The 26,233-nt window shown below is 39.8% G+C and carries 21 protein-coding genes; 14 read left to right on the top strand and 7 right to left on the bottom strand.

Annotated elements, in window-relative coordinates:
- Nucleotides 1-45: 45 nt before the first annotated feature.
- A complete protein-coding gene (gene ettA, locus AC1EU0_RS00260) occupies nt 46-1,713 on the bottom strand; it encodes an energy-dependent translational throttle protein EttA (protein WP_480299883.1) in 1,668 nt (555 codons plus the stop codon).
- A 653-nt stretch (nt 1,714-2,366) separates the two neighbouring features.
- Here ettA and glyA point away from each other — a divergent pair.
- The 10 genes from glyA (at nt 2,367) to AC1EU0_RS00210 (ending at nt 10,533) form a co-directional block, all read left to right on the top strand.
- On the top strand, nt 2,367-3,620 hold the full coding sequence (gene glyA / locus AC1EU0_RS00255) for a serine hydroxymethyltransferase (protein WP_480299882.1): 1,254 nt from the start codon (nt 2,367-2,369) through the stop codon (nt 3,618-3,620).
- A 101-nt stretch (nt 3,621-3,721) separates the two neighbouring features.
- Nucleotides 3,722-4,171 (top strand): transcriptional regulator NrdR, encoded by a 450-nt coding sequence (nrdR, locus tag AC1EU0_RS00250; protein ID WP_480299881.1) that lies wholly within the window; start codon nt 3,722-3,724, stop codon nt 4,169-4,171.
- Between the two features lie 29 nt (nt 4,172-4,200).
- Nucleotides 4,201-5,319, top strand: coding sequence for a bifunctional diaminohydroxyphosphoribosylaminopyrimidine deaminase/5-amino-6-(5-phosphoribosylamino)uracil reductase RibD (gene ribD, locus AC1EU0_RS00245; protein ID WP_480299880.1), 1,119 nt, complete (start codon nt 4,201-4,203; stop codon nt 5,317-5,319).
- Nucleotides 5,320-5,388: 69 nt separating this feature from the next.
- Nucleotides 5,389-6,045, top strand: coding sequence for a riboflavin synthase (locus AC1EU0_RS00240; RefSeq protein WP_480299879.1), 657 nt, complete (start codon nt 5,389-5,391; stop codon nt 6,043-6,045).
- Between the two features lie 38 nt (nt 6,046-6,083).
- The gene (gene ribBA / locus AC1EU0_RS00235; protein WP_480299878.1) at nt 6,084-7,187 is read left to right on the top strand and encodes a bifunctional 3,4-dihydroxy-2-butanone-4-phosphate synthase/GTP cyclohydrolase II; all 1,104 of its coding nucleotides are present in this window, start codon (nt 6,084-6,086) and stop codon (nt 7,185-7,187) included.
- Nucleotides 7,188-7,271: 84 nt separating this feature from the next.
- Nucleotides 7,272-7,751, top strand: coding sequence for a 6,7-dimethyl-8-ribityllumazine synthase (gene ribH, locus AC1EU0_RS00230; RefSeq protein ID WP_480299877.1), 480 nt, complete (start codon nt 7,272-7,274; stop codon nt 7,749-7,751).
- An 87-nt stretch (nt 7,752-7,838) separates the two neighbouring features.
- Complete coding sequence (gene nusB, locus AC1EU0_RS00225) at nt 7,839-8,246, top strand: transcription antitermination factor NusB (RefSeq protein WP_480299876.1); 408 nt, start codon at nt 7,839-7,841, stop codon at nt 8,244-8,246.
- Nucleotides 8,247-8,377: 131 nt separating this feature from the next.
- Nucleotides 8,378-9,337 (top strand): thiamine-phosphate kinase, encoded by a 960-nt coding sequence (gene thiL, locus AC1EU0_RS00220; RefSeq protein ID WP_480299875.1) that lies wholly within the window; start codon nt 8,378-8,380, stop codon nt 9,335-9,337.
- A complete protein-coding gene (locus AC1EU0_RS00215) occupies nt 9,337-9,828 on the top strand; it encodes a phosphatidylglycerophosphatase A family protein (RefSeq protein ID WP_480299874.1) in 492 nt (163 codons plus the stop codon). Before thiL ends, AC1EU0_RS00215 begins: the two co-directional genes overlap by 1 nt.
- A 123-nt stretch (nt 9,829-9,951) precedes the next feature.
- A complete protein-coding gene (locus tag AC1EU0_RS00210) occupies nt 9,952-10,533 on the top strand; it encodes a hypothetical protein (protein ID WP_480299873.1) in 582 nt (193 codons plus the stop codon).
- Nucleotides 10,534-10,547: 14 nt separating this feature from the next.
- On the opposite strand, the gene recN is transcribed toward AC1EU0_RS00210, so the two are convergent.
- Entirely contained in the window at nt 10,548-12,203 is a 1,656-nt protein-coding gene (gene recN, locus AC1EU0_RS00205; protein ID WP_480299872.1) for a DNA repair protein RecN, read from the bottom strand.
- Nucleotides 12,204-12,332: 129 nt separating this feature from the next.
- Here recN and AC1EU0_RS00200 point away from each other — a divergent pair, with 129 nt between their 5' ends.
- Nucleotides 12,333-14,399 carry a hypothetical protein gene (locus AC1EU0_RS00200; RefSeq protein ID WP_480299871.1) on the top strand — a complete coding sequence of 689 codons (2,067 nt, stop codon included), beginning with the start codon at nt 12,333-12,335 and terminating at the stop codon, nt 14,397-14,399.
- Between the two features lie 63 nt (nt 14,400-14,462).
- On the opposite strand, the gene AC1EU0_RS00195 is transcribed toward AC1EU0_RS00200, so the two are convergent.
- From AC1EU0_RS00195 to barA, 3 genes are all read right to left on the bottom strand, one after another.
- The gene (locus AC1EU0_RS00195; protein ID WP_480299870.1) at nt 14,463-14,930 is read right to left on the bottom strand and encodes a DM13 domain-containing protein; all 468 of its coding nucleotides are present in this window, start codon (nt 14,928-14,930) and stop codon (nt 14,463-14,465) included.
- Nucleotides 14,931-14,992: 62 nt separating this feature from the next.
- The gene (locus tag AC1EU0_RS00190) at nt 14,993-15,589 is read right to left on the bottom strand and encodes a YjaG family protein (RefSeq protein ID WP_480299869.1); all 597 of its coding nucleotides are present in this window, start codon (nt 15,587-15,589) and stop codon (nt 14,993-14,995) included.
- 97 nt (nt 15,590-15,686) lie between these two features.
- Nucleotides 15,687-18,485 carry a two-component sensor histidine kinase BarA gene (gene barA / locus AC1EU0_RS00185; protein ID WP_480299868.1) on the bottom strand — a complete coding sequence of 933 codons (2,799 nt, stop codon included), beginning with the start codon at nt 18,483-18,485 and terminating at the stop codon, nt 15,687-15,689.
- A gap of 71 nt (nt 18,486-18,556) precedes the next feature.
- Here barA and rlmD point away from each other — a divergent pair, with 71 nt between their 5' ends.
- The gene (rlmD, locus tag AC1EU0_RS00180) at nt 18,557-19,882 is read left to right on the top strand and encodes a 23S rRNA (uracil(1939)-C(5))-methyltransferase RlmD (RefSeq protein WP_480299867.1); all 1,326 of its coding nucleotides are present in this window, start codon (nt 18,557-18,559) and stop codon (nt 19,880-19,882) included.
- A gap of 36 nt (nt 19,883-19,918) precedes the next feature.
- The gene (relA, locus tag AC1EU0_RS00175; RefSeq protein WP_480299866.1) at nt 19,919-22,135 is read left to right on the top strand and encodes a GTP diphosphokinase; all 2,217 of its coding nucleotides are present in this window, start codon (nt 19,919-19,921) and stop codon (nt 22,133-22,135) included.
- Nucleotides 22,136-22,139: 4 nt separating this feature from the next.
- On the opposite strand, the gene AC1EU0_RS00170 is transcribed toward relA, so the two are convergent.
- Nucleotides 22,140-23,648: a hypothetical protein gene (locus tag AC1EU0_RS00170; RefSeq protein ID WP_480299865.1), complete on the bottom strand. Its 1,509-nt coding sequence runs from the start codon at nt 23,646-23,648 to the stop codon at nt 22,140-22,142.
- Between the two features lie 226 nt (nt 23,649-23,874).
- The gene (locus tag AC1EU0_RS00165; RefSeq protein ID WP_480299864.1) at nt 23,875-25,326 is read right to left on the bottom strand and encodes a hypothetical protein; all 1,452 of its coding nucleotides are present in this window, start codon (nt 25,324-25,326) and stop codon (nt 23,875-23,877) included.
- A 107-nt stretch (nt 25,327-25,433) separates the two neighbouring features.
- Here AC1EU0_RS00165 and mazG point away from each other — a divergent pair, with 107 nt between their 5' ends.
- Nucleotides 25,434-26,216 carry a nucleoside triphosphate pyrophosphohydrolase gene (gene mazG, locus AC1EU0_RS00160; protein WP_480299863.1) on the top strand — a complete coding sequence of 261 codons (783 nt, stop codon included), beginning with the start codon at nt 25,434-25,436 and terminating at the stop codon, nt 26,214-26,216.
- Nucleotides 26,217-26,233 lie beyond the last annotated feature (17 nt).

The following is a 26,233-nucleotide window of genomic DNA, read 5'->3' as shown; positions in this document are numbered from 1 at the left end:
CCCTAAAAAAACAGAGGCACTTAGGCCTCTGTTGATATATCTGAATTACTTGCTAATACGTTTGTATTTCAGTCTATGTGGTTCAATCACATCAGTTCCCAAATGCTCTTTAAGCCATGCAGAATATTCAGTGTAGTTACCTTCGTAGAAGTTCACTTGGCCTTCATCACGGTAATCAAGGATATGGGTACAAATACGGTCTAAGAACCAGCGGTCATGCGAGATCACCATAGCGCAACCCGGGAATTCGACGATGGCTTCTTCAAGTGCACGCAAGGTTTCAACGTCAAGGTCGTTGGTTGGTTCATCGAGTAGCAATACGTTGCCGCCTGCTTGAAGTAGCTTGGCTAAGTGAACTCGATTACGCTCACCACCGGATAAGCTGCCAATGATTTTCTGCTGATCACCACCTTTAAAGTTGAAACGACCCACGTAAGCACGGCTTGGAATTTCCATATTGTTGATACGAATAATATCCTGCCCACCAGAGATTTCTTCCCAAATGGTGTTGGTATCATTCATTGAGTCACGGAACTGCTCAACTGAAGCCAGTTGAACCGTTTCACCTAGCTCGACACTTCCGCTATCTGGTTGCTCAGAGCCTGAAAGCATACGGAATAGGGTAGATTTACCCGCACCGTTAGCACCGATAATACCGACGATAGCGCCTTTCGGTACGCTGAATGAAAGGTTGTCAATCAGGACACGGTCGCCATAGGATTTAGTCAGATTATTGACTTCAATAACCTTGTCACCTAAACGTGGACCAGGTGGAATAAACAGCTCGTTGGTCTCATTACGCTTCTGGTAATCGTTGGTGTTCAGCTCTTCAAAGCGAGCCATACGCGCCTTACCTTTAGACTGACGACCTTTAGAGCCTTGGCGAACCCATTCTAATTCTTTAGCAATGGTTTTTTGACGAGCACTTTCTGCTGAAGATTCTTGCTTCAAACGTACATCTTTTTGTTCAAGCCACGAAGTGTAGTTGCCTTCCCATGGGATACCTTCACCACGGTCAAGTTCTAAAATCCAGCCTGCGGCATTATCCAAGAAATAACGGTCGTGGGTAATCGCCACAACAGTACCAGAATATTCGTGCAGGAAGTTCTCAAGCCAAGCTACCGATTCTGCATCTAAGTGGTTGGTTGGTTCGTCAAGAAGCAGCATTTCTGGCTTTTCAAGCAGAAGACGACAAATCGCCACTCGACGACGCTCACCACCCGATAACACCTCGATTTTTTCATCCCAATCTGGAAGGCGAAGTGCATTTGCTGCTCTGTCTAAAATCACATCAAGATTATGAGCATCTTGAGATTGAATAATCGCTTCAAGTTCGCCTTGTTCTTTTGCTAACGCATCAAAGTCGGCATCAGGCTCGGCATAAGCGGCATACACTTCATCAAGGCGAGTTAGCGCATTTTTCGCTTCTGATACGGCTTCTTCAATGGTTTCACGAACTGTTTTGTTTTCATCAAGCTTAGGTTCTTGAGGAAGGTAACCAATCTTAAGCCCAGGCATTGGACGAGCTTCACCTTCAATTTCGGTATCAATGCCCGCCATAATACGAAGTAAAGTAGATTTACCTGAGCCGTTTAGACCAAGAACACCGATTTTGGCGCCCGGATAAAAGCTTAAAGAAATGTCTTTAAGGATTTGCTTTTTGGGTGGAACAACCTTGCCCACACGCAACATGCTATATACGAATTGTGCCATTGGTTATTTCTAAAATAGGAGTAAAGTGAATTAAATTGTATTGTAATCCTAGGAAAACTTAAACCCGAAGGCCGAATTGACACTTTTTATCTAAATCAATACCAGTGAAAAGTCAGAAGCCCAATAGATAGTTTATGACTAAATAACCTGAGCTCTGCATAAGCAAACCTCTACAGCACAGCTACTTATGCGTATTTCTGCGTTAGAACAGCTCGAAATAGGCTGGCTATTACGAACTGCTCAGCCTTGAACTACACAAAATTAGCCGCACTGTAGATTGAATTTATATTTTATTTGTAAAATTAGAAAAGTGCTGATTTCTTTATACAGAGCTCAGGTTAAATAATACAAGGTTTATGAACTCCTGCGTTGTCTAATACTTGTTGTATCAATTAAGATCGATATTAACTTTTATTTCGTAATTCTATGGTAATAGTTCAAACATCGTTGAAGATCTTTTTAGCACTATTAATACTTCGACTGAATGAGATTATTGTTATCAATGAAGAATAGAGTTGAATGTTCTCAATAGAAAACAGTGTGAAAAAACGGTTTAATTTACTGGGATTATGTTACATGAAAGAGTAAAATGCCGCCCAAAATAAAAATTTAAACCTACACCCACACTTACGTTATTTTTTTCGGAGAAAATAATGCAACAACATGACATAACAATCGCTGATTTTGATCCAGAATTGGCTCAAGCGATGCAAAAAGAAAAAGTACGTCAAGAAGAACACATTGAATTAATTGCTTCGGAAAACTACACCAGTGCTCGAGTGATGGAAGCACAAGGTTCTGTATTAACTAATAAGTACGCAGAAGGTTATCCAGGTAAACGTTATTATGGTGGTTGTGAACACGTAGATGTTGTTGAAACTTTGGCCATTGAGCGAGTAAAAGAACTGTTTGGTGCAGTTTACGCTAACGTACAGCCACATTCAGGTTCACAAGCTAACTCGGCCGTATACATGACCTTACTGAAACCAGGTGACAAAGTATTAGGTATGAACCTAGCACACGGCGGTCATTTAACTCATGGTTCACCAGTAAATTTTTCAGGTAAATTGTATGATATCGTGCCTTACGGTATCGACGAATCAGGTAAAATTGATTATCAAGAGCTTGAGCAATTAGCTGTTGAACATAAGCCTAAAATGATCATTGGTGGTTTCTCTGCCTATTCAGGTATTGTTGATTGGGCGAAAATGCGTGAAATTGCTGATAAAATTGACGCTTATTTATTTGTCGATATGGCTCACGTTGCTGGCTTAATTGCGGCAGGCGTTTATCCAGACCCATTACCTCATGCCCACGTTGTGACCTCAACCACTCACAAGACATTGGCAGGTCCTCGTGGTGGTATCATCTTATCAGCTGAACAAGATGAAGATTTACACAAAAAACTAAACTCTGCGGTATTCCCAGGTGGTCAAGGTGGCCCATTAATGCACGTTATCGCAGGTAAAGCGGTAGCCTTTAAAGAAGCATTATTACCAGAGTTTAAAGCTTACCAACAGCAAGTTGTTAAGAATGCTAAAGCTATGGTGGAAGTATTCCTAGAGCGCGGTTACAAAATCGTTTCTGGTGGAACTGAAAACCACTTAATGCTGGTTGACTTGATTGGGCGCGAACTAACAGGTAAAGAAGCTGATGCTGCGTTAGGTAGTGCTAACATCACTGTTAATAAAAACTCAGTGCCTAATGATCCTCGCTCGCCATTTGTAACTTCTGGTGTTCGTATTGGTACACCAGCAATTACCCGTCGTGGATTTAAAGAAGCAGAAGCTCAAACATTAACGCATTGGATCTGTGATGTTCTAGATGATGCTCATAATGAAGATGTGATTAACCGTGTGAAGCAACAAGTTCTTGAGCTTTGCGGTCGCTTTCCTGTCTACAAATAAAAAGCATAAGTAGCAGAAGCTCTTGAAATAAGATAAAATCTTGTGGCCGAAAGGGAACCCTTTCGGCCACTTTTTTTGGTCATGGCAACACAGGGGGCACAATGCATTGTCCATTTTGTAATAAAACAGATACGAAAGTGATTGACTCTCGTCTGGTATCAGAAGGACACCAAGTTAGGCGTCGTCGTGAATGTACCTGTTGCCATGAGCGTTTTACCACCTTTGAAGGTGCTGAGCTTGTAATGCCTAAGGTTATAAAAAGTGACGGAAGTCGCCAGCCTTTTGATGAAGAAAAGCTTCGTAGAGGGATGAGCATTGCAGCTGAAAAACGCCCTGTTTCAGTAGAGCAGATTGAGCAAGCTTTGGCAAAAATTAAATCGACTTTAAGAGCTACAGGTGAACGCGAAATTAAATCTCAAATGATTGGCAATCTAATGATGGAGCAATTGATGATCTTAGATAAAGTTGCCTATATTCGCTTTGCATCAGTATATCGAGCATTTGAAGACGTGTCTGAGTTTGGCGAAGCAATCGCTAAGTTAGAAAAATAACCCCAAGATACTCACCGGAATTCCATATCATGTGGTCGACTTTTGATAGAAAAATGATGACCAGAGCCTTACAGCTAGCGGCTAAAGGTAAATATACCACTCGCCCTAATCCAAATGTTGGCTGCGTTATCACTCAAGGTGAAATGGTCGTTGGTGAAGGGTTCCATCTTCGTGCTGGCGAACCTCATGCCGAAGTTCATGCGCTTAATCAAGCGCAAGAACAAGCTCAAGGTGCTACTGCATATGTCACTTTAGAGCCATGCAGTCATTATGGTAGAACAGGCCCGTGTGCTGTAGCTATAGTGAAAGCTCAAGTTGCCAGAGTTGTCATTGCTGCAGATGATCCCAATCCTCAAGTTTCTGGTCGAGGAATCAAAATCCTAAGAGAGGCGGGCATTCAGGTCGATTCAGGCCTGTATGCAGAACAGTCTCGTGCTTTGAACTTAGGATTCATGAAAAGAATGGAAGTTGGACGACCTTGGGTAACCCTTAAAGTCGCTGCAAGCTTAGACGGAAAAACAGCATTATCAAATGGTGTGTCAAAATGGATCACTGGTACTGAGTCTCGTCAAGATGTACAAAAATTACGCTTAAAGCATTGTGCTGTGATCACAGGTATTAATACCGTACTTGAAGATGATTGTGGCCTTAATGTTCGTCATAGTGAGTTAGGACTGCTAGCTCAAGATTTAACAGGTGCCGATATTAAGCAACCTATGCGAGTAGTACTTGATTCACATTGTCGTATGCCTTTAACAGCGAAGTTGCTCAATATAACCTCGCCAGTATTATTAGTTTCGACACAAGAGTACCCGCAAGATTTTAAAGATAAGCTGCCAAGCCATGTCCAATATGAGGTTCTGCCTGAACAAAACGGACGTGTGTGCTTAACTGCATTAATGGATTTTCTTGGCCAAAGCTGCAATAGCGTAATGATTGAAGCTGGAGCGACCTTAATTGGCAGTTTTATCAAAGAGCAGTTAGCTGATGAGTTATATTTATATCAAGCACCTAAAATACTAGGAAGTTGCGGAAGAAGTATGATGCAGCTACCTGATTTTCAGATAATGTCGGAATTGCCATCGTTGAATTTATTAGAACGAGTGCAACTAGGGCAAGACTTGAGAATGCGATTTAAGCTGAATTAATCGAGACACATTTATCACCAATCCCCAATCTTCCACTTTATTTGAGGGGATAAATGAGTAGTGAGAACTATGTTTACCGGAATTATCGAGGCCGTAGGCCACATTAAACATATAGACCGTAATAGTGATGATATTAGGCTTACCGTATTAAGCGGCAAGCTTGATCTTTCGGATGTAAAATTAGGTGACAGTATTGCAACTAACGGTGTTTGTTTGACTGTGGTGTCATTAAATTCGAACGGTTATGTTGCGGATGTATCTGCCGAAACAGTGGCGTTAACAGGCTTTGACCGTTACCAAGTGGGTGAAAAGCTCAATTTAGAAAAAGCAGTAACACCAACAACACGACTTGGTGGACATATGGTTTCAGGCCATGTCGATGGTATCGCTCATGTTGTTAAACGTGAGAATCGTGGTAAAGCCATTGAGTTTTGGCTTCAAGCTCCAAGCGAGTTGGCAAGATATATTGCACATAAAGGTTCAATCACTATTGACGGTGTTAGCTTGACGGTAAATGAAGTGCAAGGTGCAAAATTTAGGCTAACCATAGTGCCTCATACTGCCGATGAAACAACACTTATCGATTTACAAGCAGGCGATAAAGTTAATATTGAGGTAGATCAGATTGCCCGCTACTTAGAGCGATTGATGCAAGCATCTACAGAAACTCAAACTGAATCCGGTTTAACCATAGAAACTCTAGCCAAAGCTGGATTTATGCGTTGAACCCACTCAAAAAAATCTAATGAAGTAAAGGTCTTAACATGGCGTTACACAGCATAGAAGAAATCATTGAAGATATTCGATTAGGTAAAATGGTTATCTTGATGGACGATGAAGACAGAGAGAACGAGGGCGACCTAATCATGGCCGCAGAACTTGTGACTCCTGAAGCCATTAACTTCATGGCAACTTACGGCCGTGGCTTGATCTGTCAAACCATGACAAGAGCACGTTGTGAACAGTTAAACTTGCCATTAATGGTGAGCAATAATAATGCACAGTTTGCAACAAACTTTACTGTTTCTATTGAAGCAGCCCGTGGGGTAACCACTGGTATTTCTGCTCATGATCGTGCTGTAACGGTTCAAGCGGCAGTAGCAAAAAATGCAAAAGCATCTGACTTGGTTCAGCCGGGTCATATTTTCCCATTGATGGCACAAGAAGGTGGCGTATTAGTTCGCGCAGGCCATACTGAAGCTGGCTGTGATTTAGCGAGGCTTGCAGGGCTTGAGCCTTCAGGTGTGATTGTTGAAATTCTAAATGAAGACGGCACTATGGCTCGTCGCCCTGAGCTAGAAGTGTTCAGTCAAAAACACGATATTAAAATCGGTACCATTGCGGATTTGATTGAATACCGTAACACCAAAGAAACGACCGTCGTGCGCGAGTCAGAATGCAAACTACCAACTCGTTTTGGTGAGTTTAAAATGGTGACGTTCCGCGACACCATTGATAATCAACCTCACTTTGCGCTGGTAAAAGGTGAAATTACTGACAATACCTTAGTGCGTGTTCACTTACAAAATACCTTTAACGATTTGCTTTACTCTGAGCGCAATCAAAGTCGTAGCTGGCCATTAGACAAAGCTATGGAGCGAATTGCACAGGAAAACGGTGTATTAGTTCTGCTAGGTAATCATGAATCTGGTAGCGACTTACTTGAAAAAGTAAAAGCCTTTGAACTGGAAGATAAAGGTAAATTACCACCGGCAGCTAAGTGGGAAGGTACATCACGCCGAGTGGGTGTAGGCTCGCAAATATTAGCTCAATTGGGCGTTAGCAAAATGCGCTTATTAAGCTCGCCTAAGCGCTACCATTCTCTCTCTGGCTTTGGGTTAGAAGTCACTGAGTATGTGTCAGAATAATAAATTTTAATTTGAAAACTCGGGTTGGAGTTATGGTACAATTGCGCCAATTTTCAGCCCGTCGAATACGTCAAAGGTAATTTAATGAACCTAGTTGAAGGTAAGATTGAAGCTAAAGATGCCAAGGTGGCAATCGTTGTATCACGTTTTAATAGCTTTGTAGTTGAGAGCTTGTTGAGTGGTGCTATTGACACCCTGAAGCGTTTTGGCAACGTCAGCGATGACAACATCACTGTAGTTCGTGTGCCAGGTGCATATGAGTTGCCACTTGCGGCACGTCGTGTAGCAGCCAGTGGTAAGTTTGATGGTATCATTGCATTAGGTGCCGTTATTCGAGGTGGTACTCCGCATTTTGATTTTGTTGCTGGTGAATGTAATAAAGGATTAGCTCAAGTATCTCTAGAGTTTGATACACCCGTTTCATTTGGTGTTATTACCACCGATACTATCGAGCAAGCAATTGAACGCTCAGGAACCAAAGCGGGCAACAAAGGTGGCGAAGCTGCTCTAGGTTTGCTGGAAATGGTTAATGTTTTAGACGATTTGGAAAATCTTCTTGATTAATGATTGCCGAGGCATCTAATTCAACGTTAGTTGCCTTAGTAGCGAAATTGAGAATATCCAAGAGCAACAATTGTAATAGGAAACCCCATGAAGCCTTCTGAACGCCGCAAAGCACGTCGTCTTGCGGTTCAAGCCATTTATTCTTGGCAGTTAAGCGGTAATAATATTGCCGATGTAGAGCATCAATTTTTAACTGAGCAAGATGTTAAAGGTGTTGATGTGAGCTATTTCAGAGAGCTGCTCTCAGGAGTTGCGACAAAAGCAGCAGCTTTAGATGAGCTTTTTGCTCCTTTTCTAGACCGTAAAGTTGAAGATGTATCACCTGTTGAAAAAGCGATTGTTCGCTTAGGTGCTTACGAACTGACTTACCAAAAAAGTGTACCTTTCAAAGTCGCGATTAACGAAGGTATCGAGTTGGCTAAAGCCTTCGGTGCTGATGATAGTCATAAGTTTGTTAACGGTGTATTAGATAAACTGGCTGCCAGCCAAAAATAAATTAAAACGGTATCATACGATACCGTTTTTTTTGTCTATGATTAATACCTCTTTGCAATCAAGAAGATCACAATAAAAATGCAAGTTGTGATTAATCATTTTTTAACTTATCAAGATCAATGGAAGTCGTTGTGAAAGAATTTCACATTATCGAAAAATTTTTTTCCGAATTAGGCCCTAGTCGCAAGGATGTTGCTGTAGGCATTGGAGATGACTGTGCTTTGGTTAACCCTGCCGAAGGCAATAGCATTGCTATTTCTTGTGACACATTAGTCGAGGGTACCCATTTTTTACCCAGCATGCCAGCTGAAGATTTAGGCTATAAATCATTGGCAGTAAACCTATCCGATCTTGCCGCTATGGGTGCAGAACCTGCTTGGATGACATTAGCGTTAACCTTGCCTAATATTGATGAAGCATGGCTTGAAGCTTATTGCAAAGGCTTGTGTGAAATATCTCAGTATTATGGCATTGCACTGGTTGGCGGTGATACAACTTATGGTTCAAAAAGCTTAACTTTAACTGTTAATGGGCTTGTTCCATCGCAATTAGCTATGACACGAAGTGGTGCCAAGATTGGTGATTGGATATACGTAACAGGGACACTCGGTGATTCTGCTTTAGGTTTAGATATATTGCTTGATAAGCTACAAACCAAAAATGAAGAGCATCGAGACTATTTACTTAAACGTCATTATCGCCCAACACCAAGAGTGTTAGCAGGACAGGCAATTCGTGGTATAGCAAGTTCTGCAATTGATTTGTCTGACGGGTTAGCATCTGACCTTAACCATATCAATAAGGCTTCAGGCACTGGCGCTCGAATTGATGTTGATACTCTACCATTATCAGAAGCGTTGATTGATACTGTGGGTAAAGAGCATGCTATTGAGTATGCAATTTCAGGTGGAGAGGATTACGAATTGTTATTTACTGTTTCGGATAATGACGAAAGCTCACTTATCACTTCGTTAAAACAGGCGGGTGTAAAGTTTACCAAGATCGGACAAATCACCTCAGGCTCTGAGCTGACATTTAAGCAAGGCAAATTAAATTATCATCCAGTAAAGCAAGGATTTAAACACTTTTAATGGCTGTTTTCACTCAAGATAAAAACGTTAAAAAGTTAAGCTTAACGAACCCTATTCATTTTTTAGCTTTAGGGTTTGGCTCGGGTTTAGCAGCTAAAGCACCAGGTACTTTTGGTACTTTAGCTGCTATTCCTTTGTATTTAATACTCAGTCAGTTTTCCTTGCCTATTTATTTATTGGTAACCGTTATCGCCACTATTGCTGGTATTTATATCTGTGGCAAAGCATCCAATGATATGGGGGTGCATGATCATGGAGCCATTGTATGGGATGAAGTGGCAGGGCTCTTGATCACTATGATAGCCGCGCCTGCTGGTTGGGCGTGGTTAGCGATTGGTTTTGCCTTGTTCCGTTTTTTTGACATTATCAAACCTTGGCCGATTAAATGGCTAGACTCTAAAGTCTCTGGTGGCTTTGGGATCATGATTGATGATGTTGTAGCTGGTTTTTTTGCTCTTGTGTGTCTGCAAATTTTGGCAGGATTGGTATAAGAGGCTGTGTTCTCAGCCTTTTCCCTTAAGCTATCTCTAAATTAAATTTCATTAAGCCGTAATGTTTTTTTGCAATTAAAAGAGTATCTTCTGGTCATTATTCTCCAATGAATATTATTGCTTATGGCCGTTCAAAAAGTTGAAGCTGGTTGCTGCAGCTGGTTAAGAGAGTTACTTTACGCAAGAAAGACACCTTCTTCTGATGAGGAAAACTTGGCTTTTGGTAAATACTCCACCTCTACACCGAAAACATACCAATCTCTGCCCAGTGACCAATTTTTAAATCATAAAAAACATTCGATAGACGGAATGTTAAGCGCTCCTAGTTCACAAGCAATGCTTAGAGGAGAAAATTCGACGGTCGAATACGAAACTGTGATTAAAGCTAAGATTATAAACTTGGTTAAGTCCATTTATGTAGAGTCAGGTTTGGAGGGAGTAAAGCAGATCACAAAAGACCCTGAGTTTCGACAAATTATGGCAAGGACAATAGCTATGTTAGGCTGTTCAGTTTGTGGAGCTGTGGTTGCACAAGCGATCGGTCAAGGCTTAGCTGCGGTGGGATGTAGTGATGCACTTTGCCTAACTCAAGGTACAAGTGGCGAAATTTTTCTCTATAACTGCTTGGTAACATTTGTAGGGGAAATGTGTGCCCCTGCATGTGCTCTATGGTGTATTGGTGAAGCACAAAAGAAATATTCATAATATGTTCCACCTTTTCAGATTAACAGTTCTTTTGCATTCGCAATGGCATGCTCTGTGATTTTATCGCTTGCCAGTAATCGAGCTAGCTCTTCAATGCGTTCTGCTTCAGATAAAGGTACCATTGAGGTTTCAGTTCCACCTTTGACCACTTTTTTATTCACAAACATTTGTTGATGGCCATTACCTGCAACTTGAGGTAAATGGGTGACGCAAAAGACTTGAGTAGACTCTCCAAGGCTTCTTAGCATTCGGCCAACCACAGCTGCTGTCGGACCGGATATACCCACATCGACTTCATCGAAAATGAGTGTTGGCGTAGAAACTTTTTGGGCAGTAATTACTTGTATACCAAGCCCAATTCGCGATAACTCACCGCCTGATGCGACTTTAGAAAGAGGTTCTAATGGCTGACCTGGGTTAGTTGTCACTTTGAAATCAATATGATCTGAGCCTAAATCAGTCATGGCTTGTTCTGTGTGATTGACTTCAATGCAGAACTTAGCATTTGGCATGTTTAGCTCTTTAATCGAAGTTGTGACTAACTTGTTCAGCTCTTTCGCGAATCTTAAACGGCTTAGGCTGAGCTTTTTCGCTGCAGCTTGATAATTTGTACGAGCTTGTTCTAGCACTGTTTGAATATCGTCAAGTTTACCTTCTGCTTGGGAAAGAGATTCAAGTTCTTGTTTGAGAAGTTGATGATGCTCGAATAATTCGTTTGGGCTGACTAAGTGTTTACGTGCTAATTGCATTGCTTTGGTTAAACGCTCTTCGAGTTGAGCAAATTGTTCAGGATCTTGCTCAAGCCCATTCACATAATGCTGAATTTCGCCGCTGCTCTCCTGCACTTGGATTAAAGCTTCATTAAGCATTTCTGTAATGGTTTTGAGTTTGGGATCTAAGCCTTCTAACTCTGAAGCTAGCTGAACTGATTGGTTCAACATTGATTCTATATTGGTTTCATCTTCACTTAAAAGTGATAGGCTTTGTTGACAGCTTTGAAGCAGCTCAGCGCTATTAGCTTGGCGCTTATGCTCTTGTTCAATTTGTTCAAATTCACCCTGTTTTAAATCAAACTCATTTAGTTCATCGACTTGGTACTCAACCAATTGTTTTCTAGCATTGCGCTCATCTTGGCTTGCTTTTAACTGTTTGAGTTCAGTCTGTACATTTTTGAAATTACGGAATTGTTGCTGAACTTTATAAATTAATCCCTGATGATTAGCATAACTATCTAATAAAGTAAGCTGGTGTTCGTTTTTTAGCATGGCATGGTGAGCATGCTGACCATGAATTGCCACTAAAAGCTGGCCTAGACTTTTTAATTGTGAGAGAGGAACAGGGTTTCCATTAACATAAGCTCTTGAGCGACCATCATTACCGATAGTACGGCGTAAGATACAGTCATCTTCTAAGTTAAGGTCGTGATCAGACAACCACTTTTTTGCTTGGGGAAGGTTGGAAATATTAAAGCTAGCGCATAATTCAGCTTTACTTGCACCATTGCGAACACTGCCAGAGTCAGCCCGATTACCTAAACATAATCCTAAGGCATCAATTGCAATAGATTTACCAGCTCCAGTTTCACCAGTAATGCTGGTCATTCCTTGCTGAAAGTCTAATTCTAGAAATTTTACAATGGCAAAGTTTTGAATGTTTAGTTGGCAGAGCATCCTAACTCCAGTCAAAAGTACTGTATTGATAAACAGTATACACTGGTTTTATATACAGTAAAGTGATTATTGGTGTTTTTTTGCTCATTAGCTAAGATTGTTTAGTGTTTGATGTGATGGAGTACTCACATGATTTGCCGCTATTTACTTTTGTCCCTAACTTTAATGCTTTCAATCTCCGGTTGTGGAACGGACTCTAAAAAACGTTCAGCTCATAGAGTGTTGCTGGCTGATAGCTATGTAGAAAATGCCAAAGTCTGTTTAGATTGTAATGGTGACTTAGTATGTGGAAGTGATGAAGATACCAGTTACACAATCAAAAATGGGGTGTTCGATATTAATGGCTTTGATCAGACAAGCTTACAGCAATGTTCACTTTTGGCTGAAATAAATCCGGATTCAACTTTTGCTAGTAATGGCAAACTTGTTAATAAGTCACTTAAGTTAGTTGCTAATGCGGGGTGTTCAATTGTTTCTACAAAAACCTCTGCAGCGCATCATTATAGTAGCTTTGGAGTTTCTGATGTTGAAGCTGCCAATAAAGCTCAGCGTGCTTTGTTAATCGATGTGGAACCCTGTTTTGATTATATAAGTGACAACTTACCGAATAGCACTGAGTTTAATATAGACCAAAGTATCGAAAGAAAAAGATTACAAAATATCTCAGTGCGAATGATGGAACGGCTTCACTCTGAGTTGTCTTTAATCAATGAAAGCTTGAGCGAATCGCAAACGCTAACTTATAAGCAAAAACACCACCTTGCGATGCACAACACGATTAACACTTTAAATCAAACATCTCAAATTAACGAGGTTGAAAATCAGATTCAGGCACCTCAACAAATTGAGTTGTCTGATAGTAAGCCTCATCTTAGAAACTACTTCGAAGAAGCTGTCCTTCTTGAGGCTAGACAAAACTCTACCCCTGCTAATTTCATTAGTATTTTTGAAAAAGCCAATTCAGTTCAAGGAGTGTTGAATACCTATAAAGACAAGCCACAATTAGCTTTTAGCCATTTTCAGGTAGTGCAGGATAAACTAGAACTCACTGAGAAAAAAATTAATGGTGTTACTCCTTCAGATGCAGTTAACAGAGGTTTTATTTCTAATGGTCAATTAGTTTTTGAAGAAGCTACTTATAGTTTAGGTAATGAGTACGACTTTGACTTACTTGAGACGGCTAGCCAAACTTTTACAAGTCAACAACAAGCAGTAGTATCGACTGAGGTTTTTAAAAATCCTCAAAGTATTTTGCTTACTAACCTTAATGCACCAGAGTTAAAATTTATCTGGACAGCGAAATCTTTTGCTGTGAAAACGGGTAGTGAGCAAGTTCAAGTAAGTAGCTTTTTTAATTCATTCCCTAATCTGAATGATTGGGCAAGTAGGACATCTCCAATTTCCACAAATGATGATAACGCATTTTTTAACAGCGACATTACAGGATACCAAACGGGTCTGATGCCTTTAATTGACTTTATTGATATCAATAAAGGTGATTGTACATCTATAACGGAGGAAAGTGGTTGTGGTGTCGTATCATCTTTTGAATTAAAGAGAAGAATGGATTCTACCTATGCCGATATTCCTTTCCCTAACCCCTTAAAGACTCCTGGAACATTAGATGAAATAAATATCAACACGCGTTTAAGTGAATTAGTTACAGTTACCAACCAACACATTTTTAAGCCCATTTTCATTTCAATCTACGACAATGGGAGTAATACCATAATGATTCAACTATTAGATGATGGGAAAATACAGTTTATCTTGTTACAAAATAGAGATAAATTTGAAGTTAATTTTGAACCTTATGATTACTTGGGCATTTCTCCATTCAATCTTAATTACATAATAAATAATCTTCAAGATACAGACTTAAATAGGATAAAGGTTACTCAGGGTTTTTATCATTCAGATGATATGATTAGTTTGATTGAAATTCCTAATACCGGAACCATTGGCCATTCAAATTGGAAAAAGCAAACCTTTGGCACTAAAGAAATCTATGTATTTACTGTACCAAACAGTGTTATAGCGAAAGCACCAAAATTGACTAACAAGATGGCGGTGATAGTAAAAAATGGAAAAATTCGCGTTGGTTCACTGTACGAAATAGGGGATACGATTTTTGATGAAAAAGCTGGTGTAAATAATTCAGTTCACCAATCGATACTCGAAGCACTACATCAATAGGTGTTTTAGTTCAATAACATGATGGTGAATAACTTAAACCATCATGTTATTGATTGCTTATCATTATTGATATTTTGCCGCAGTAATAAACTCACCAAAAGTTTCACACCACACAATTACGGCTTGGTAATTACTTGGATCTACACTCTCAGGGACGTTAACCACAAAGTTATTAAAGGTTTTTACATCTCCAACCAAAACCATTTGTGATTTTAAACGTTTGAAATCCGCTTCGGTTTCGACAAATGTGGGTGAAAGGTAGAGCCTATAATCTGGCCCAGGAGCTAGCTTCCCATTAAAGACAATATGCTTCCTCCCTATTGAAATATCACCCTCTCCCCAGTGAAATGCATCGCTGTCCTTTAAGTCCTTAACAAATACCGAATGATACATTGAGTTTTCAGACATCTTTTCGATAACGGCTGAACTTGGACTGGTGGGGGCAGTTAAAATGGGAAGCGTATAGATGCCGATAGCGAATCCAATAATGCCAATGGCAACGTGAGAGATAATAAGGAGAAGGTACTTCATAATAACGGCCTAAGTAGAAAAATCGAAGATATACTACTAGTAGACCGTCTTAAATCAAAAAACTAAACAGAAATTCCAATATTAGAAATGCCACTTTCTACGATTTCAGATCTTAGCTCTTTAATAAACTCAGGGCTCAAGAAGTTAGACTCAATAACGTCCAGCAGCATAGCTTGAACTTCTCTTTCTTCATCCATGACTGGGTGAGCAAAGACGTAATCTTCAATTTGTTCTTCAGTTTCGAATTCTTGCTCGCAAGTCGCTTCGATATAGCTTGCTACGGTGCTAGAAGAAATTTTACTAATGTTGGTGATATCGTCTTCAATTTTACTTTGAATCGCGCTCAGTAGTGATGTTAAAGCAACGACTGCATCAACGGCAGGGTATACACCATAAACATCATAATCTTCTGGTTCTGGGACCACTTCATCTAATCGTTCTAAATAAAGCTCAAGATTGAACTTCAGTTTTCTATCGTATTGTTTTTGCCACAGTAAATCTAATGTGGTCTTTAGAACTTGAGGGTTACCAAATTCGCATACTTGAGAAAAAAGCGCGTAGTTAGGGTACATACGCTGGCATAATGCGATTGCAAAAACTTGCTTTTGATGGAGATTTAGGGATTTCAAACGTTTGAAAAAGCCAATTTTTTTAGTCATGAAATTTTTCATCTATGGAGAGTAGATATGAGGCCGAATCAAGAATGATACTAGCCTCAAATGATGTGGGAATTCTACACCGCCAATGCTCATTTAGCTATAGATGAGTTGGTTCGGGTGACATCTGAACAATCACTTGTTCCGCTGCGGATTTAACCTTGATTAACTCATCTAACAATTCAAGTATTTCAGGCTCTACCATGTCAACAGAAGCCTGTGTTTTTAAGCTTGATTCAATTTGTTTACACAAATTTTGGGTAGTAGGCACGCCACTGTAACAACATGCACCATGAAGTTTATGTATTACTTTTACCATGGTTTCTACATCTTGTTTGTTTAACGCGGATTCAATGTCCTCGCAGGTACTTGGTATAGAGTTGATAAACATTTGTAGCATCTCTAAGGCTAAGTCGGTTTTATGGCCTGCTTGAGAGAGGCACAGGTCCCAATCTAAGGTTCGAAGATCAAATTGAGAAAAATGTAGTGTAGAGACCCAACGGTCAATGGTTTCTCGTAAGTCTTCTACATCAATTGGCTTTTGTAAATGATCTTCCATACCGCTAGCTAGAATTCGCTCTTTTTCCTCTGACATGGAGTGAGCAGTAACTGCCACAATAGGGGTATTGCGATTCAGTGAGTCTTTTCTGATGCTCTTTGTTGCCTGAATCCCGTCTATACCAGGCATCTGAATATCCATCAAAATTAAATCATAATGATGGCTTTGAGCTAACTCAATGGCTTTTTGACCGTTTGTTGCCGTCGTGACGTTGGTAACCAGCTCATTGAGTAATGCATTAATGAGCATTAGGTTAGCTGGGTTGTCATCAACGGCAAGAACATTCAGCTTTTTCTTTTGTTGCACTCTTGGTTCAGGTGTATTGAGAAGAGCTGGCTCGGCTGTTTTTTGGGCATAAATCATTTGCCGCGCCAGTGATAAGCTGGTGAAAGGGGTTTTTATCACAGCATCAGTGTAGTTGATTAAGTCACCAAGTAGTCTTTCGTGTTTTGAACTGTTGTAGAGCAAAATTATGCGTTCAACTTTAGCTTTGGCTAACTTCAACACTTTAAGTACTTCTGTTTTATCGCAAGTATCACAAATGCTCAGTAATAAATAATTAAATTTCTGACTTGTAGCCAACTTACTGGGGATATCTTCAGCTGAGGTTGCGACCCGATACAACATATTCCAACTTGATAATATATCTGTAGTCGTTTTTGTTGAAAGCGTTCTAGGCTCAAACAAGAGTACAGATTTATCTTTTAAATTGGCGATGGGTAATGAATCACCTAAGCGAAGCTGGCAACGCTCAAAGGGTAAAGTGCACCAGAATGTTGAGCCATTTCCTAACTCTGAGCAAAATTGTACTTCTCCTCCCAAAGCCTCAACGAGTTTTTGAGTAATGATAAGTCCTAAACCCGTTCCACCAAAACGTCTAGAGATAGAGGAGTCAGCTTGTTTAAAAGCTTGAAATAACAACTTTTGATGCTCTGGGTTGATACCAATTCCTGTATCTTGAACCTCAAAGCGCAATAACATTCGCTCAAGGTGACTGGATTCAACTTTTACTTTTACGATGACACTTCCTGTGTCTGTAAACTTAATTGCATTACCCACTAGGTTGGTAAGAATTTGACTTAAATGAAGCATATCGCCAATGACATCGTCGGGAACGTCACTATGGATATCAATGAGCAATTCTAGTTGCTTTTCGTGTGCGCTTGGGGCAATCAACTCAAGCGTGTCATTCATCATATCTCTGATACTGAACGGGATGGTTTCTATAACCATTTTTCCAGCTTCGAGTTTAGAAAAATCCAAAATATCATTAATGATACTGAGTAAGTTATTCGCGCTACGTTCAATGGTATGGATATATTCCAGTTGACTGCTGTGTAGTGGCGTTTTTGCTAATTGTTTAGCAAAGCCTATGACGCCATTGAGTGGTGTTCGTAATTCGTGCGACATATTTGCCAAGAATTCTGATTTGGTTTGGTTGGCATCTTGAGCGCGTTTTTTAGCGATATCTAGCTCAACGTTTTGAATTTCAATCTGTTCCAATGTCTTTACTAAGTCAGACGTTGCTTGCTCAACATTAGTTTGCATTTCATCTTGTGAGGCTTGCAGAGTTTTCGACATGGTAACGATTTGTCGTTTAAGATAATCGAGTTCACTGATGTACTGAGTGCTTAGTTTGTTGGTTTCTTGATTGTTATTGATGCGACTAACAAACATGGATAGCTCGTCAATAGGCCCTGAAACAAACTTGACCAAACGAATGGTGAACATCAAGTTGAGCTGTATACCAATCAGAATGATGACGAAGGAAATAATGATATTCCTGTGTTGTGCTTCAATGATGTTAGAGATGTCCATTAATACGGAAATATATCCGAGTAGTGGACCTTGCTCTGGTTTTTCTATTGGTAGTTCAGATTGCTGATATGCCTGCTTTTCTTGCGCTGAAATAGCAAATATAGGCACTTTGATAACCAGCTTATTGTCGTGAATTTCTTGTTCAATTTGATTAAGGGTAAATAATGAGCCTTTATGCCTGAGCCCAATAAACGCTTTATTGTAATGTGATGAAACGAAGCGACGGTTATTGCTATCAAATACCGCGACGGACTCGACTAAGTTAGGCTCACTCATTTGTAGGTTGGTGAGCAAATGTTTGGCTTCATCTCGGTTTTTAGTATTAAGTGCTAATCCCATTGCGAGTGCTACAGGTTCTGCAACTTGTCGCGTTTTCAATAAAATATTTTGCTCTAACTCGATTGTTCGGTTTACCGTGAAAAAAACCGCGAGTAAAATAGAGATTACCACCGTCGGGACTAAAGCCAGCATCAATACCCAAGTGCGTAAGTTATGCTTGGGTGGGGTTTCAGCACCTCTCATGATCTTTTATTTATTTCCCTTTTTAGAATTATTTTTGTTATCTCCGCTACTTTATCAATTTTGAGGCAAATATGGCGCAATTTTTTACAAATAAACCTAAAAGATCAAAAAAAATGTCACCTAGAATGACCTTGACTATGAACCAATTAGATCACTTAGGCGCTGGCGTTGCACATCATCAGGGAAAAGTCGTTTTTACTCCTAAGGCTCTAGGAGGGGAAACGGTAGAGCTGCAATTAGTAGAACAAAAGAAAAAATTTGCAAAAGGTAAGTTGATTAAGGTGCTAACGCCCTCTATGGATCGTGTTGAGCCAGACTGCCAATATTATGATGAATGTGGGGGATGCGATTTACAGCATTTAGACGTCGATGCGCAGCGTCAACATAAGCTCAATACATTGAGTCAATTAATGGAAAAGCTTGCGAAGGTGACTCCGCCACAGCCAGAGTTACTCTGTGGTGAGGCGTGGCGATATCGACGTCGTGCCAAACTGGCAACCAGCTTCGATAAAACAACCAATCGTCTGAACGTTGGTTTTAGAAAATCGGCCAGTCGTGATGTGATTGATATTGAGCGCTGTAAAGTATTGCCTGAAGCCTTAGATAGATTAATTAAGCCGCTGACGAGTACATTAAATCAACTTAAAGGCGTTAAGCGTTTAGGGCATATAGAGTTGATACAAGGAGATAAGCTCCCTTTTGTGGCCATTCGAACCCCGGAAGCTTTATCATCATCCGATAAAAATGTACTTAAAGAATTTGCTTTAGAACATGACTTAAACATGATCCTGCAATTGAATGACAATCAATTTGAAAGTATCCATGGCGATGAGTTACTTCCTAGTTATCAGGTTGCCAATTCACGCTTACAGTTCTCACCCGGGAGCTTTGTTCAAGTCAATGCTGGCATAAACGAAAAAATGGTGGCTCAAGCCATAGAGTGGCTACAGCCACAATCGGGTGAGCGCATATTGGATTTATTTTGCGGTATGGGTAACTTCAGTTTGCCACTTGCACAATCTGGCGCTCATGTCATTGGTGTTGAAGGTGTAAAATCGGCGGTAAAACAAGCACAATTAAATGCGTCAATTAATAGGCTTGAAAATGTCGAGTTTTACGATTGTGATCTCAGTGCTGATTTATCTGCAGAGTCATGGTTAGGGAAAATTGATAAATTATTATTAGACCCCGCCAGAGCCGGCGCATTTGAGTGCTTACAATGGCTCAAGAAACTAAGCCCTAATCAAGTGCTATATGTGTCTTGCGATCCCTCAAGCTTGTCTCGTGACACAAAAGTGCTTTTAGATCATGGATATCAATTGCAGAAGTTGGCTATGATTGATATGTTTCCTCAGACACATCATATTGAAGCAATGGCACTATTCTTAAAGAAGTAGTCATAAGCATTTAATCATTAAAAAGGTAATTGGGCTATGGTATCGGTTCGTGAAACCCATTTTCAGCACGATCAATTCCAATTAGAAGAGTGGACTAAACGTTACTTGCCAAATGAGCAAGAAGCTAAAGGTTTGCAAGACTTCCTTAGTGAATTATTGACCGCGCAAGAGGGCAAAACTGCAACATTATCTGCAGACGAGTTTACTCGTGCTCGAGAAATGGTGGAAATTCTCGCACCGCTGCACATGGACTTAGAGACACTTCAAGCTTCTGTGTTGTATATTTTGTTGAATTCTGAGAAGTTAACAGAAGAGCAAATCGAAGAAAAGTACGGTAAAAAGCTTGAGTTACTGGTGAAAAGTGCAGTTACCATGAACGCCATCGGTGCGTTAAAAAGCTCGCCCCATAATAAATCGCCAGAATCTCAAATTGATAACATTCGTAAAATGTTATTAGCCATGGTGGAAGATGTACGTGCCGTGGTAATTAAATTAGCGGATCGCATTTGTATATTGCGTGAAGTCAAAAATGCAGATGAAGAAACTCGTGTGCTTTTAGCTAGAGAAATCAGGGATATTTATGCGCCTTTAGCGAACCGTCTTGGGATAGGGCAATTAAAGTGGGAGCTTGAGGATATCTCGTTTCGCTATCTACACCCTCAGATCTACAAAGACATTGCTAAACAACTCGATGGAAAGCGTTTAGATCGTGAATCTTATATTGTTCACTTTGTAGAGCACTTGCAATCTAAATTAGATGAAGAGGGCATAAAGGCTAAAGTGTACGGGAGACCTAAACATATCTTTAGCATCTGGAAAAAGATGCAAGGCAAAGATCTAAAATTTGATGAGCTATTTGATGTGCGTGCCATTCGAATTGTTACAGATCGCCTACAAGATTGTTATAGCGCCTTAGGAGTTGTGCATACTCTTTGGCATCATATTCCAAAAGAGTTTGATGATTATGTAGCTAACCCTAAACCTAATGGTTATCAATCTATCCATACCATTGTTGTGGGGCCTGAAGGTAAAACCGTTGAAATTCAGATCCGAACTGAACAAATGCATGAAGATGCTGAGCTAGGAGTAGCTGCTCACTGGAAGTACAAAGAAGGCAATCAATCAGGCAAACAAAGTGGTTACGAAGAAAAAATCAATTGGCTGCGTAAAATTCTGCAATGGCAAGAAGATGTTACCGAAAGTGGTAACTTGGTTGATGAAGTACGTAGTCAGGTTTTTGAAGACAGAGTATATGTATTCAGCCCTAAAGGCGATGTAATTGATTTACCCTCTGGCTGTACTGTTTTGGACTTTGCCTACTATGTTCACTCCCATGTTGGCCATAAGTGTATTGGCGCTAAAGTCGATGGTCGTATTGTGCCATTTACTTATCAAGTTCAAACGGGTGAGCAGGTTGAAATTATTACTGCCAAGCACCCGAACCCTAAGCGTGATTGGCTGAACCCAAATTTAGGTTACATACGTTCATCACGTTCACGTTCTAAAATTCAAAGTTGGTTTAAGCATCAAGATAAAGAAAAAAATACTCAAGCTGGCCGAGAAATGCTTGATGCGGAATTAAACCCTCTAGGTTATTCAATTAAAGACGCTGAACCTGCAGTTAAGCGATTTAACATGCTCAGTCTTGATGATTTATTGGCTGGCATAGGTGGCGGTGATGTTCGATTAAACCAAGTAACCAATTACATTCAAGGTTATTACGCACCAAAAGAAAAAGGCGATGCCACCGGTGCTGTTGAAGACCTGCTGAAAAAGGGCCAAATTCATAAATCGACCAACCGCCGTGGTGATAAAGTTGAAGTGAACGGCGTTGGTAACTTAATGAGTCACTTAGCACGTTGCTGTCAGCCAGTTTCAGGTGATGAGATAGTAGGTTTTATCACTAAAGGGCGAGGAATTTCTGTTCACCGTGATGATTGTGAGCAGCTTAAAGAGCTTATTTCTAATGCTCCTGAGCGTGAAGTCGATGTAGTGTGGGGAGAGAACTATAAGGGTGGATTTAGAGTCAAACTTAGAGTGATGGCGAATGATCGCACCGCATTACTTCGAGACATTACCAGCATTTTAGCTTCTGAAAAATCCAGTGTAATGAATATGTCTACCAAGGTAGATACTAAAAAATTAGTTGCTTCGATAGATTTAGAGCTAGAGCTATATAATCGAGATGCGTTGACACGTTTGATTGCTAAGTTATTGCAAATTGAAGGTGTGTTTGAAGCGAAGCGATATTAAACTCCTAACTTGGTACGAGTGCAAGCTCACGTATGTCTATGGATAGCTTGTAGTTACTCAGCATATTCAAAATACGACTTCTTGCATGCTCACGGCCGTATTTGTCCCAAGGAGCGGGACTGTAATCAGATGGTGAATAATTAAGGCTCATATCCCATGGAAAGGCGATAAGTATGGCTAAGCAACTACAAAGCGCAAACGCAGAGTTAAATTCATTATCATTATAGCCACTAAAGACATGTTTTGAATATGAAGAGTCTTCTGGAATCGGTGTTTCAGTGAACTCACAATCAGTAAGATTTGCGAAATTTTCAGCGTTAAATGCACCAATCCATTTAGTTAATTCACGCTCAACAAACGCCTTGTCAGTTATAGGTGTTTGGTCGTATTCAGCCTTTCGAGCACCATGTCCTTTGGGGATGATATTTTGCCTTAGAATCTCTAAGTAAAATTCCTCGATTTTTTTTAGCAATCCAGCTCGGTAACCGTTTTCAAACTTTAATATCAATTCTAATTTCTGGATTAGAGAGAAAGTCTCAAGAGATTCATTTATGAAAGATTTAGCAAATTCTTGGAGTAGAGAAACATGACGAAAGTCATGAAACGCAGCCATTGTACCAGCATGATTACCGTCAGGTGCATAGACGTTTTCTTTTATTTTGGGGTGATACAAAGTGATGGGGTGCTTCAAGTTTAAATGCAAATAATGAAACTGACCTAAATTTGGGGCTCCATAGCTGAAAAAATGAGAAAAACGATATGAATCTTTATACGCTGCACTCTCTAAATATTCAGAAGTAGCCCAATAAGAAGGTAGGACTAACTTAACCTTTAACTCTGAGTCAGTCCTAGTTTGTCTTATTTTATCGCGTTTAGGTGGGCAATCGATATGAAAGCAAGGCATATTGTCTTTGACAAGCGTGAACCAATTACATAGCTCGTATTCGCTAGGTGTTTCGTGTGGTTGTTTTCTTATTACTCGAAACTCATTTTTCAAAAAACGCTCATACGCCGTTGTACCCTTATTGAACTCTATGACAGTAAATTGTCGTTGGTTTTCTGGTAGCGTTCTTACGAATCCGATAAAAAACTCATTTAATTTGGTATAAAGGTTCAGCGCACCATTGGCGTCTGTGCGGTATATATGACTGGCTTTAAATTTTTTTAGGCAGGGAGTTGGCTCCATTTGAGTGTCAGGATCCCACTGAACAAGAGGCTGAAGCCAATTAACTTGTATATCAACAAATTCATTCTGGGTAATCAATTTTTTGGCATAAAGATAAAACAGAATATCAAATGAGCGACTTTTTTTGAAAATTGGGTTATGCCAATCGAAAGTGTTTATGCTTCTAAGCATTTGCACTGCTTCTTCAGCATACTCTTGATGGTTAAGTGCAATTTTTTGAAATCGTGTTTTCTCATCTGATTCTAGATAAGTCAGTAAGTGAGAATAATGAGTTGAATCAACATCCGTTGACAAAGGAGTTTGGTTAGAGGAGATTGCTGTCGCCATCAGTTGGTTATTTGTACCGGAATGTCATGCCTTAATTATAAAGTAGAGCCAGCTTAGATAGTTAATACTGAAAAAGTCTTGTTAAGGTTTCGTTAAGGAAAAGTATGGTCAGTATGCTGAGATTATTACTGACATGGCTTATTATTCGCGTCAAAAAATCAATTTAGCACTGTTTTACTTGTTCGAATGTTTTCCTGAACAAACTCTCAAAACACACTTCCATTAACTATGAATTTACTGCTACTAACTTAATTTTATATTGATGGGTATGGCTTAAAATTTTCTTACGTATGCCCACGTCAATATGATAGAAATCTCCGACATTAAGATAGTAATACTTGGCTGATTCAGGGGGGATTGATATCAACATTAAAATGCAAGTACACAAGGCTCTCGACGATATTAGTTCATGGGGCTGACCTGCAAAGAAAAAATACTTCTTAATTACCGATAGTGTAATGGTATCGTTCGAATAATCTATGTCAGCGAGGCTACCAAAGTCTTCAATATTAAAAGACTTCGACCAATCTAATATTCTTTCATTGAGCTTTTGTTCTCTACTTTTTCCTGAGTAAGCATCTACAGTTACATATGCACCATAATTATGTGGAATAACGTCCTGCTCGATTAGGGTTGAGTAGCATTTTCTAATTCGATCCACGATAAAAGCGGTATCGCTGTTGTTAGCCTGCATGATTTTGTACAGTTGATTCGCATGCTCAAAAAAGCCCAAAGAGTGATCTGCTATCCGCTTTATGAGCGTCAAACATCTAGAGATGTGATAATGATCATGCATGGAGGTTAGTGAGCAACCGGAATGAGTGCCATCTGGAGATAATATATTATTAGCAACTCTTGGGTGATAAAGAGCAACAGGGTGAATCCGACATTGATGTAATCGGTAGTATTGTAATAAGTCTGGTGCTGAATAACATGGCAATGGAGTAAAATGATAGGAGTCTGCTGTTTTTATATGCTTAAAAAAACACTGCATTATCCAGTAAGAAGGTAAAAATACTTTCACTCGGTATTCTTTACTATTACAGCTTCTGTACTGAGTTCCAAAGCAAGGTAATCTAGACTTTAGAAAATTAATAAAACCGCACAACTCTTTTTCATTAGCTTTAGTGGATTTGCCGTTCTCCTGAACCCAAGTCTTTTTAAGAAACCGGAAAGCTTTTTTATCTTCATTAAATACTACTACTGTATATTTACGTTGAGGTGACTCAAGCTGCTCAACCTCCTTTTTCACTTCATCATCAATTCCGTCCAAGAATGGCAAGACATGTGAAGCGTCAGTGCGATATATTTGGCTTGATTCAAACTTTTTTAAATGAAGCGACTCTTCAATTTCTGCGTCTGGGTGCCACTGGGTAAGAGGTTGAAGCCAGCTCGTTTGCACATCAACAAACGTTTCTTTGGTGATTTTTTTATTAGCATATAGATAAAACAGCAGATCATAGGAGCGGCTTGTATGAAAAATAGGGCTAGACCAAAAACCTTTCATGATGGAGGTGTGCATCATTTTCGCTTCTCTTCGATATTCAGTATGGTTTTGAGATACCTTAACGAAATACTGACGCTCTTCGGCCGTAACATATTCAAGCAAATGATCGAAGTTATTACTTGAATCTGAAATCGGGGTAATTGCTTCTAACGAACTAACTGCTGTGGCCATATTTACAAGCTTAAATTGATATTACTATTGATTATAGAAGTGAGCTGTTGGCAAAATGTTTAGGTTAAATGAGATTAATTCAAGCTTTATGTTTAGGTAATAGAAAAGTGAAAAAGCATAGTGAGATAGAAAAACTTCTGGCAATAATGGCGCAACTGAGAAACCCAGAGCAAGGCTGCGAGTGGGATCTTAAACAAAGCTATCAAACCATAGTTCCTCATACTTTAGAAGAAGCGTATGAAGTTGCCGATGTGATTGAACGTAGAGCTTGGGATGAATTGCCAGCGGAATTAGGTGACTTATTATTTCAAGTTGTATTTTATTGCCAGTTGGCAAACGAAGACGGTCGCTTTGATTTTAACGATATTGTTGCAGAATTAAATGAAAAATTGGTATCTCGCCACCCTCATGTGTTTACCGATGCCAAATTATCAGGGGATGAATTGAGCCAATGGGAAGCTTTAAAACATCAAGAGCGTCAGCAGCGGCAACAAAACTCAGTGCTGGATGATATTCCTGTCAGTTTTCCGAGTTTATCTCGTGCTCATAAAGTACAAAAGCGTGCTGCATTGGTGGGTTTTGATTGGGATAACCTTAATGATGTCGCCGATAAAGTGACTGAAGAATTAAATGAAGTAATGGAAGAAGTTAACGAGGAGAAAACCTCTCAAGCTCGATTAGAGGAAGAGCTTGGCGATTTATTATTTTCAGTTGTAAATTTATCTCGCCACCTTAAGGTCAATCCTGAGCAAGCACTTCGATTGGCAACGAATAAATTTGAACGACGTTTTCGTGAAGTTGAAAAGTCAGTGGAAGCCAATGGACAAGAAATGAAGCTACTAAGTTTAGAAGTACTTGATGAGTATTGGAACCAAGCCAAAACCAAGTGATAGCGATTCTATTTGCC

It is taken from the genome of Parashewanella sp. 2210YD4-3 (genome assembly GCF_056591735.1).
The sequence above is the reverse complement of the archived record's forward strand: the minus strand, read 5'-3'. Positions and strand labels throughout refer to the sequence as shown.

Excerpts from the sequence above, each read along its gene's own strand:
- AC1EU0_RS00215 (WP_480299874.1), top strand. The coding sequence starts at position 9,337 with ATGGCTGTTTTCACTCAAGATAAAAACGTTAAAAAGTTAAGCTTAACG.
- AC1EU0_RS00210 (WP_480299873.1), top strand. The coding sequence starts at position 9,952 with ATGGCCGTTCAAAAAGTTGAAGCTGGTTGCTGCAGCTGGTTAAGAGAG.
- AC1EU0_RS00240 (WP_480299879.1), top strand. The coding sequence starts at position 5,389 with ATGTTTACCGGAATTATCGAGGCCGTAGGCCACATTAAACATATAGAC.
- ettA (WP_480299883.1), bottom strand. The coding sequence starts at position 1,713 with ATGGCACAATTCGTATATAGCATGTTGCGTGTGGGCAAGGTTGTTCCA.
- AC1EU0_RS00200 (WP_480299871.1), top strand. The coding sequence starts at position 12,333 with ATGATTTGCCGCTATTTACTTTTGTCCCTAACTTTAATGCTTTCAATC.
- nusB (WP_480299876.1), top strand. The coding sequence starts at position 7,839 with ATGAAGCCTTCTGAACGCCGCAAAGCACGTCGTCTTGCGGTTCAAGCC.
- ribD (WP_480299880.1), top strand. The coding sequence starts at position 4,201 with ATGTGGTCGACTTTTGATAGAAAAATGATGACCAGAGCCTTACAGCTA.
- AC1EU0_RS00170 (WP_480299865.1), bottom strand. The coding sequence starts at position 23,648 with ATGGCGACAGCAATCTCCTCTAACCAAACTCCTTTGTCAACGGATGTT.
- ribBA (WP_480299878.1), top strand. The coding sequence starts at position 6,084 with ATGGCGTTACACAGCATAGAAGAAATCATTGAAGATATTCGATTAGGT.
- barA (WP_480299868.1), bottom strand. The coding sequence starts at position 18,485 with ATGAGAGGTGCTGAAACCCCACCCAAGCATAACTTACGCACTTGGGTA.
- relA (WP_480299866.1), top strand. The coding sequence starts at position 19,919 with ATGGTATCGGTTCGTGAAACCCATTTTCAGCACGATCAATTCCAATTA.
- glyA (WP_480299882.1), top strand. The coding sequence starts at position 2,367 with ATGCAACAACATGACATAACAATCGCTGATTTTGATCCAGAATTGGCT.
- rlmD (WP_480299867.1), top strand. The coding sequence starts at position 18,557 with ATGGCGCAATTTTTTACAAATAAACCTAAAAGATCAAAAAAAATGTCA.
- recN (WP_480299872.1), bottom strand. The coding sequence starts at position 12,203 with ATGCTCTGCCAACTAAACATTCAAAACTTTGCCATTGTAAAATTTCTA.
- nrdR (WP_480299881.1), top strand. The coding sequence starts at position 3,722 with ATGCATTGTCCATTTTGTAATAAAACAGATACGAAAGTGATTGACTCT.
- ribH (WP_480299877.1), top strand. The coding sequence starts at position 7,272 with ATGAACCTAGTTGAAGGTAAGATTGAAGCTAAAGATGCCAAGGTGGCA.
- AC1EU0_RS00195 (WP_480299870.1), bottom strand. The coding sequence starts at position 14,930 with ATGAAGTACCTTCTCCTTATTATCTCTCACGTTGCCATTGGCATTATT.
- AC1EU0_RS00165 (WP_480299864.1), bottom strand. The coding sequence starts at position 25,326 with ATGGCCACAGCAGTTAGTTCGTTAGAAGCAATTACCCCGATTTCAGAT.
- AC1EU0_RS00190 (WP_480299869.1), bottom strand. The coding sequence starts at position 15,589 with ATGACTAAAAAAATTGGCTTTTTCAAACGTTTGAAATCCCTAAATCTC.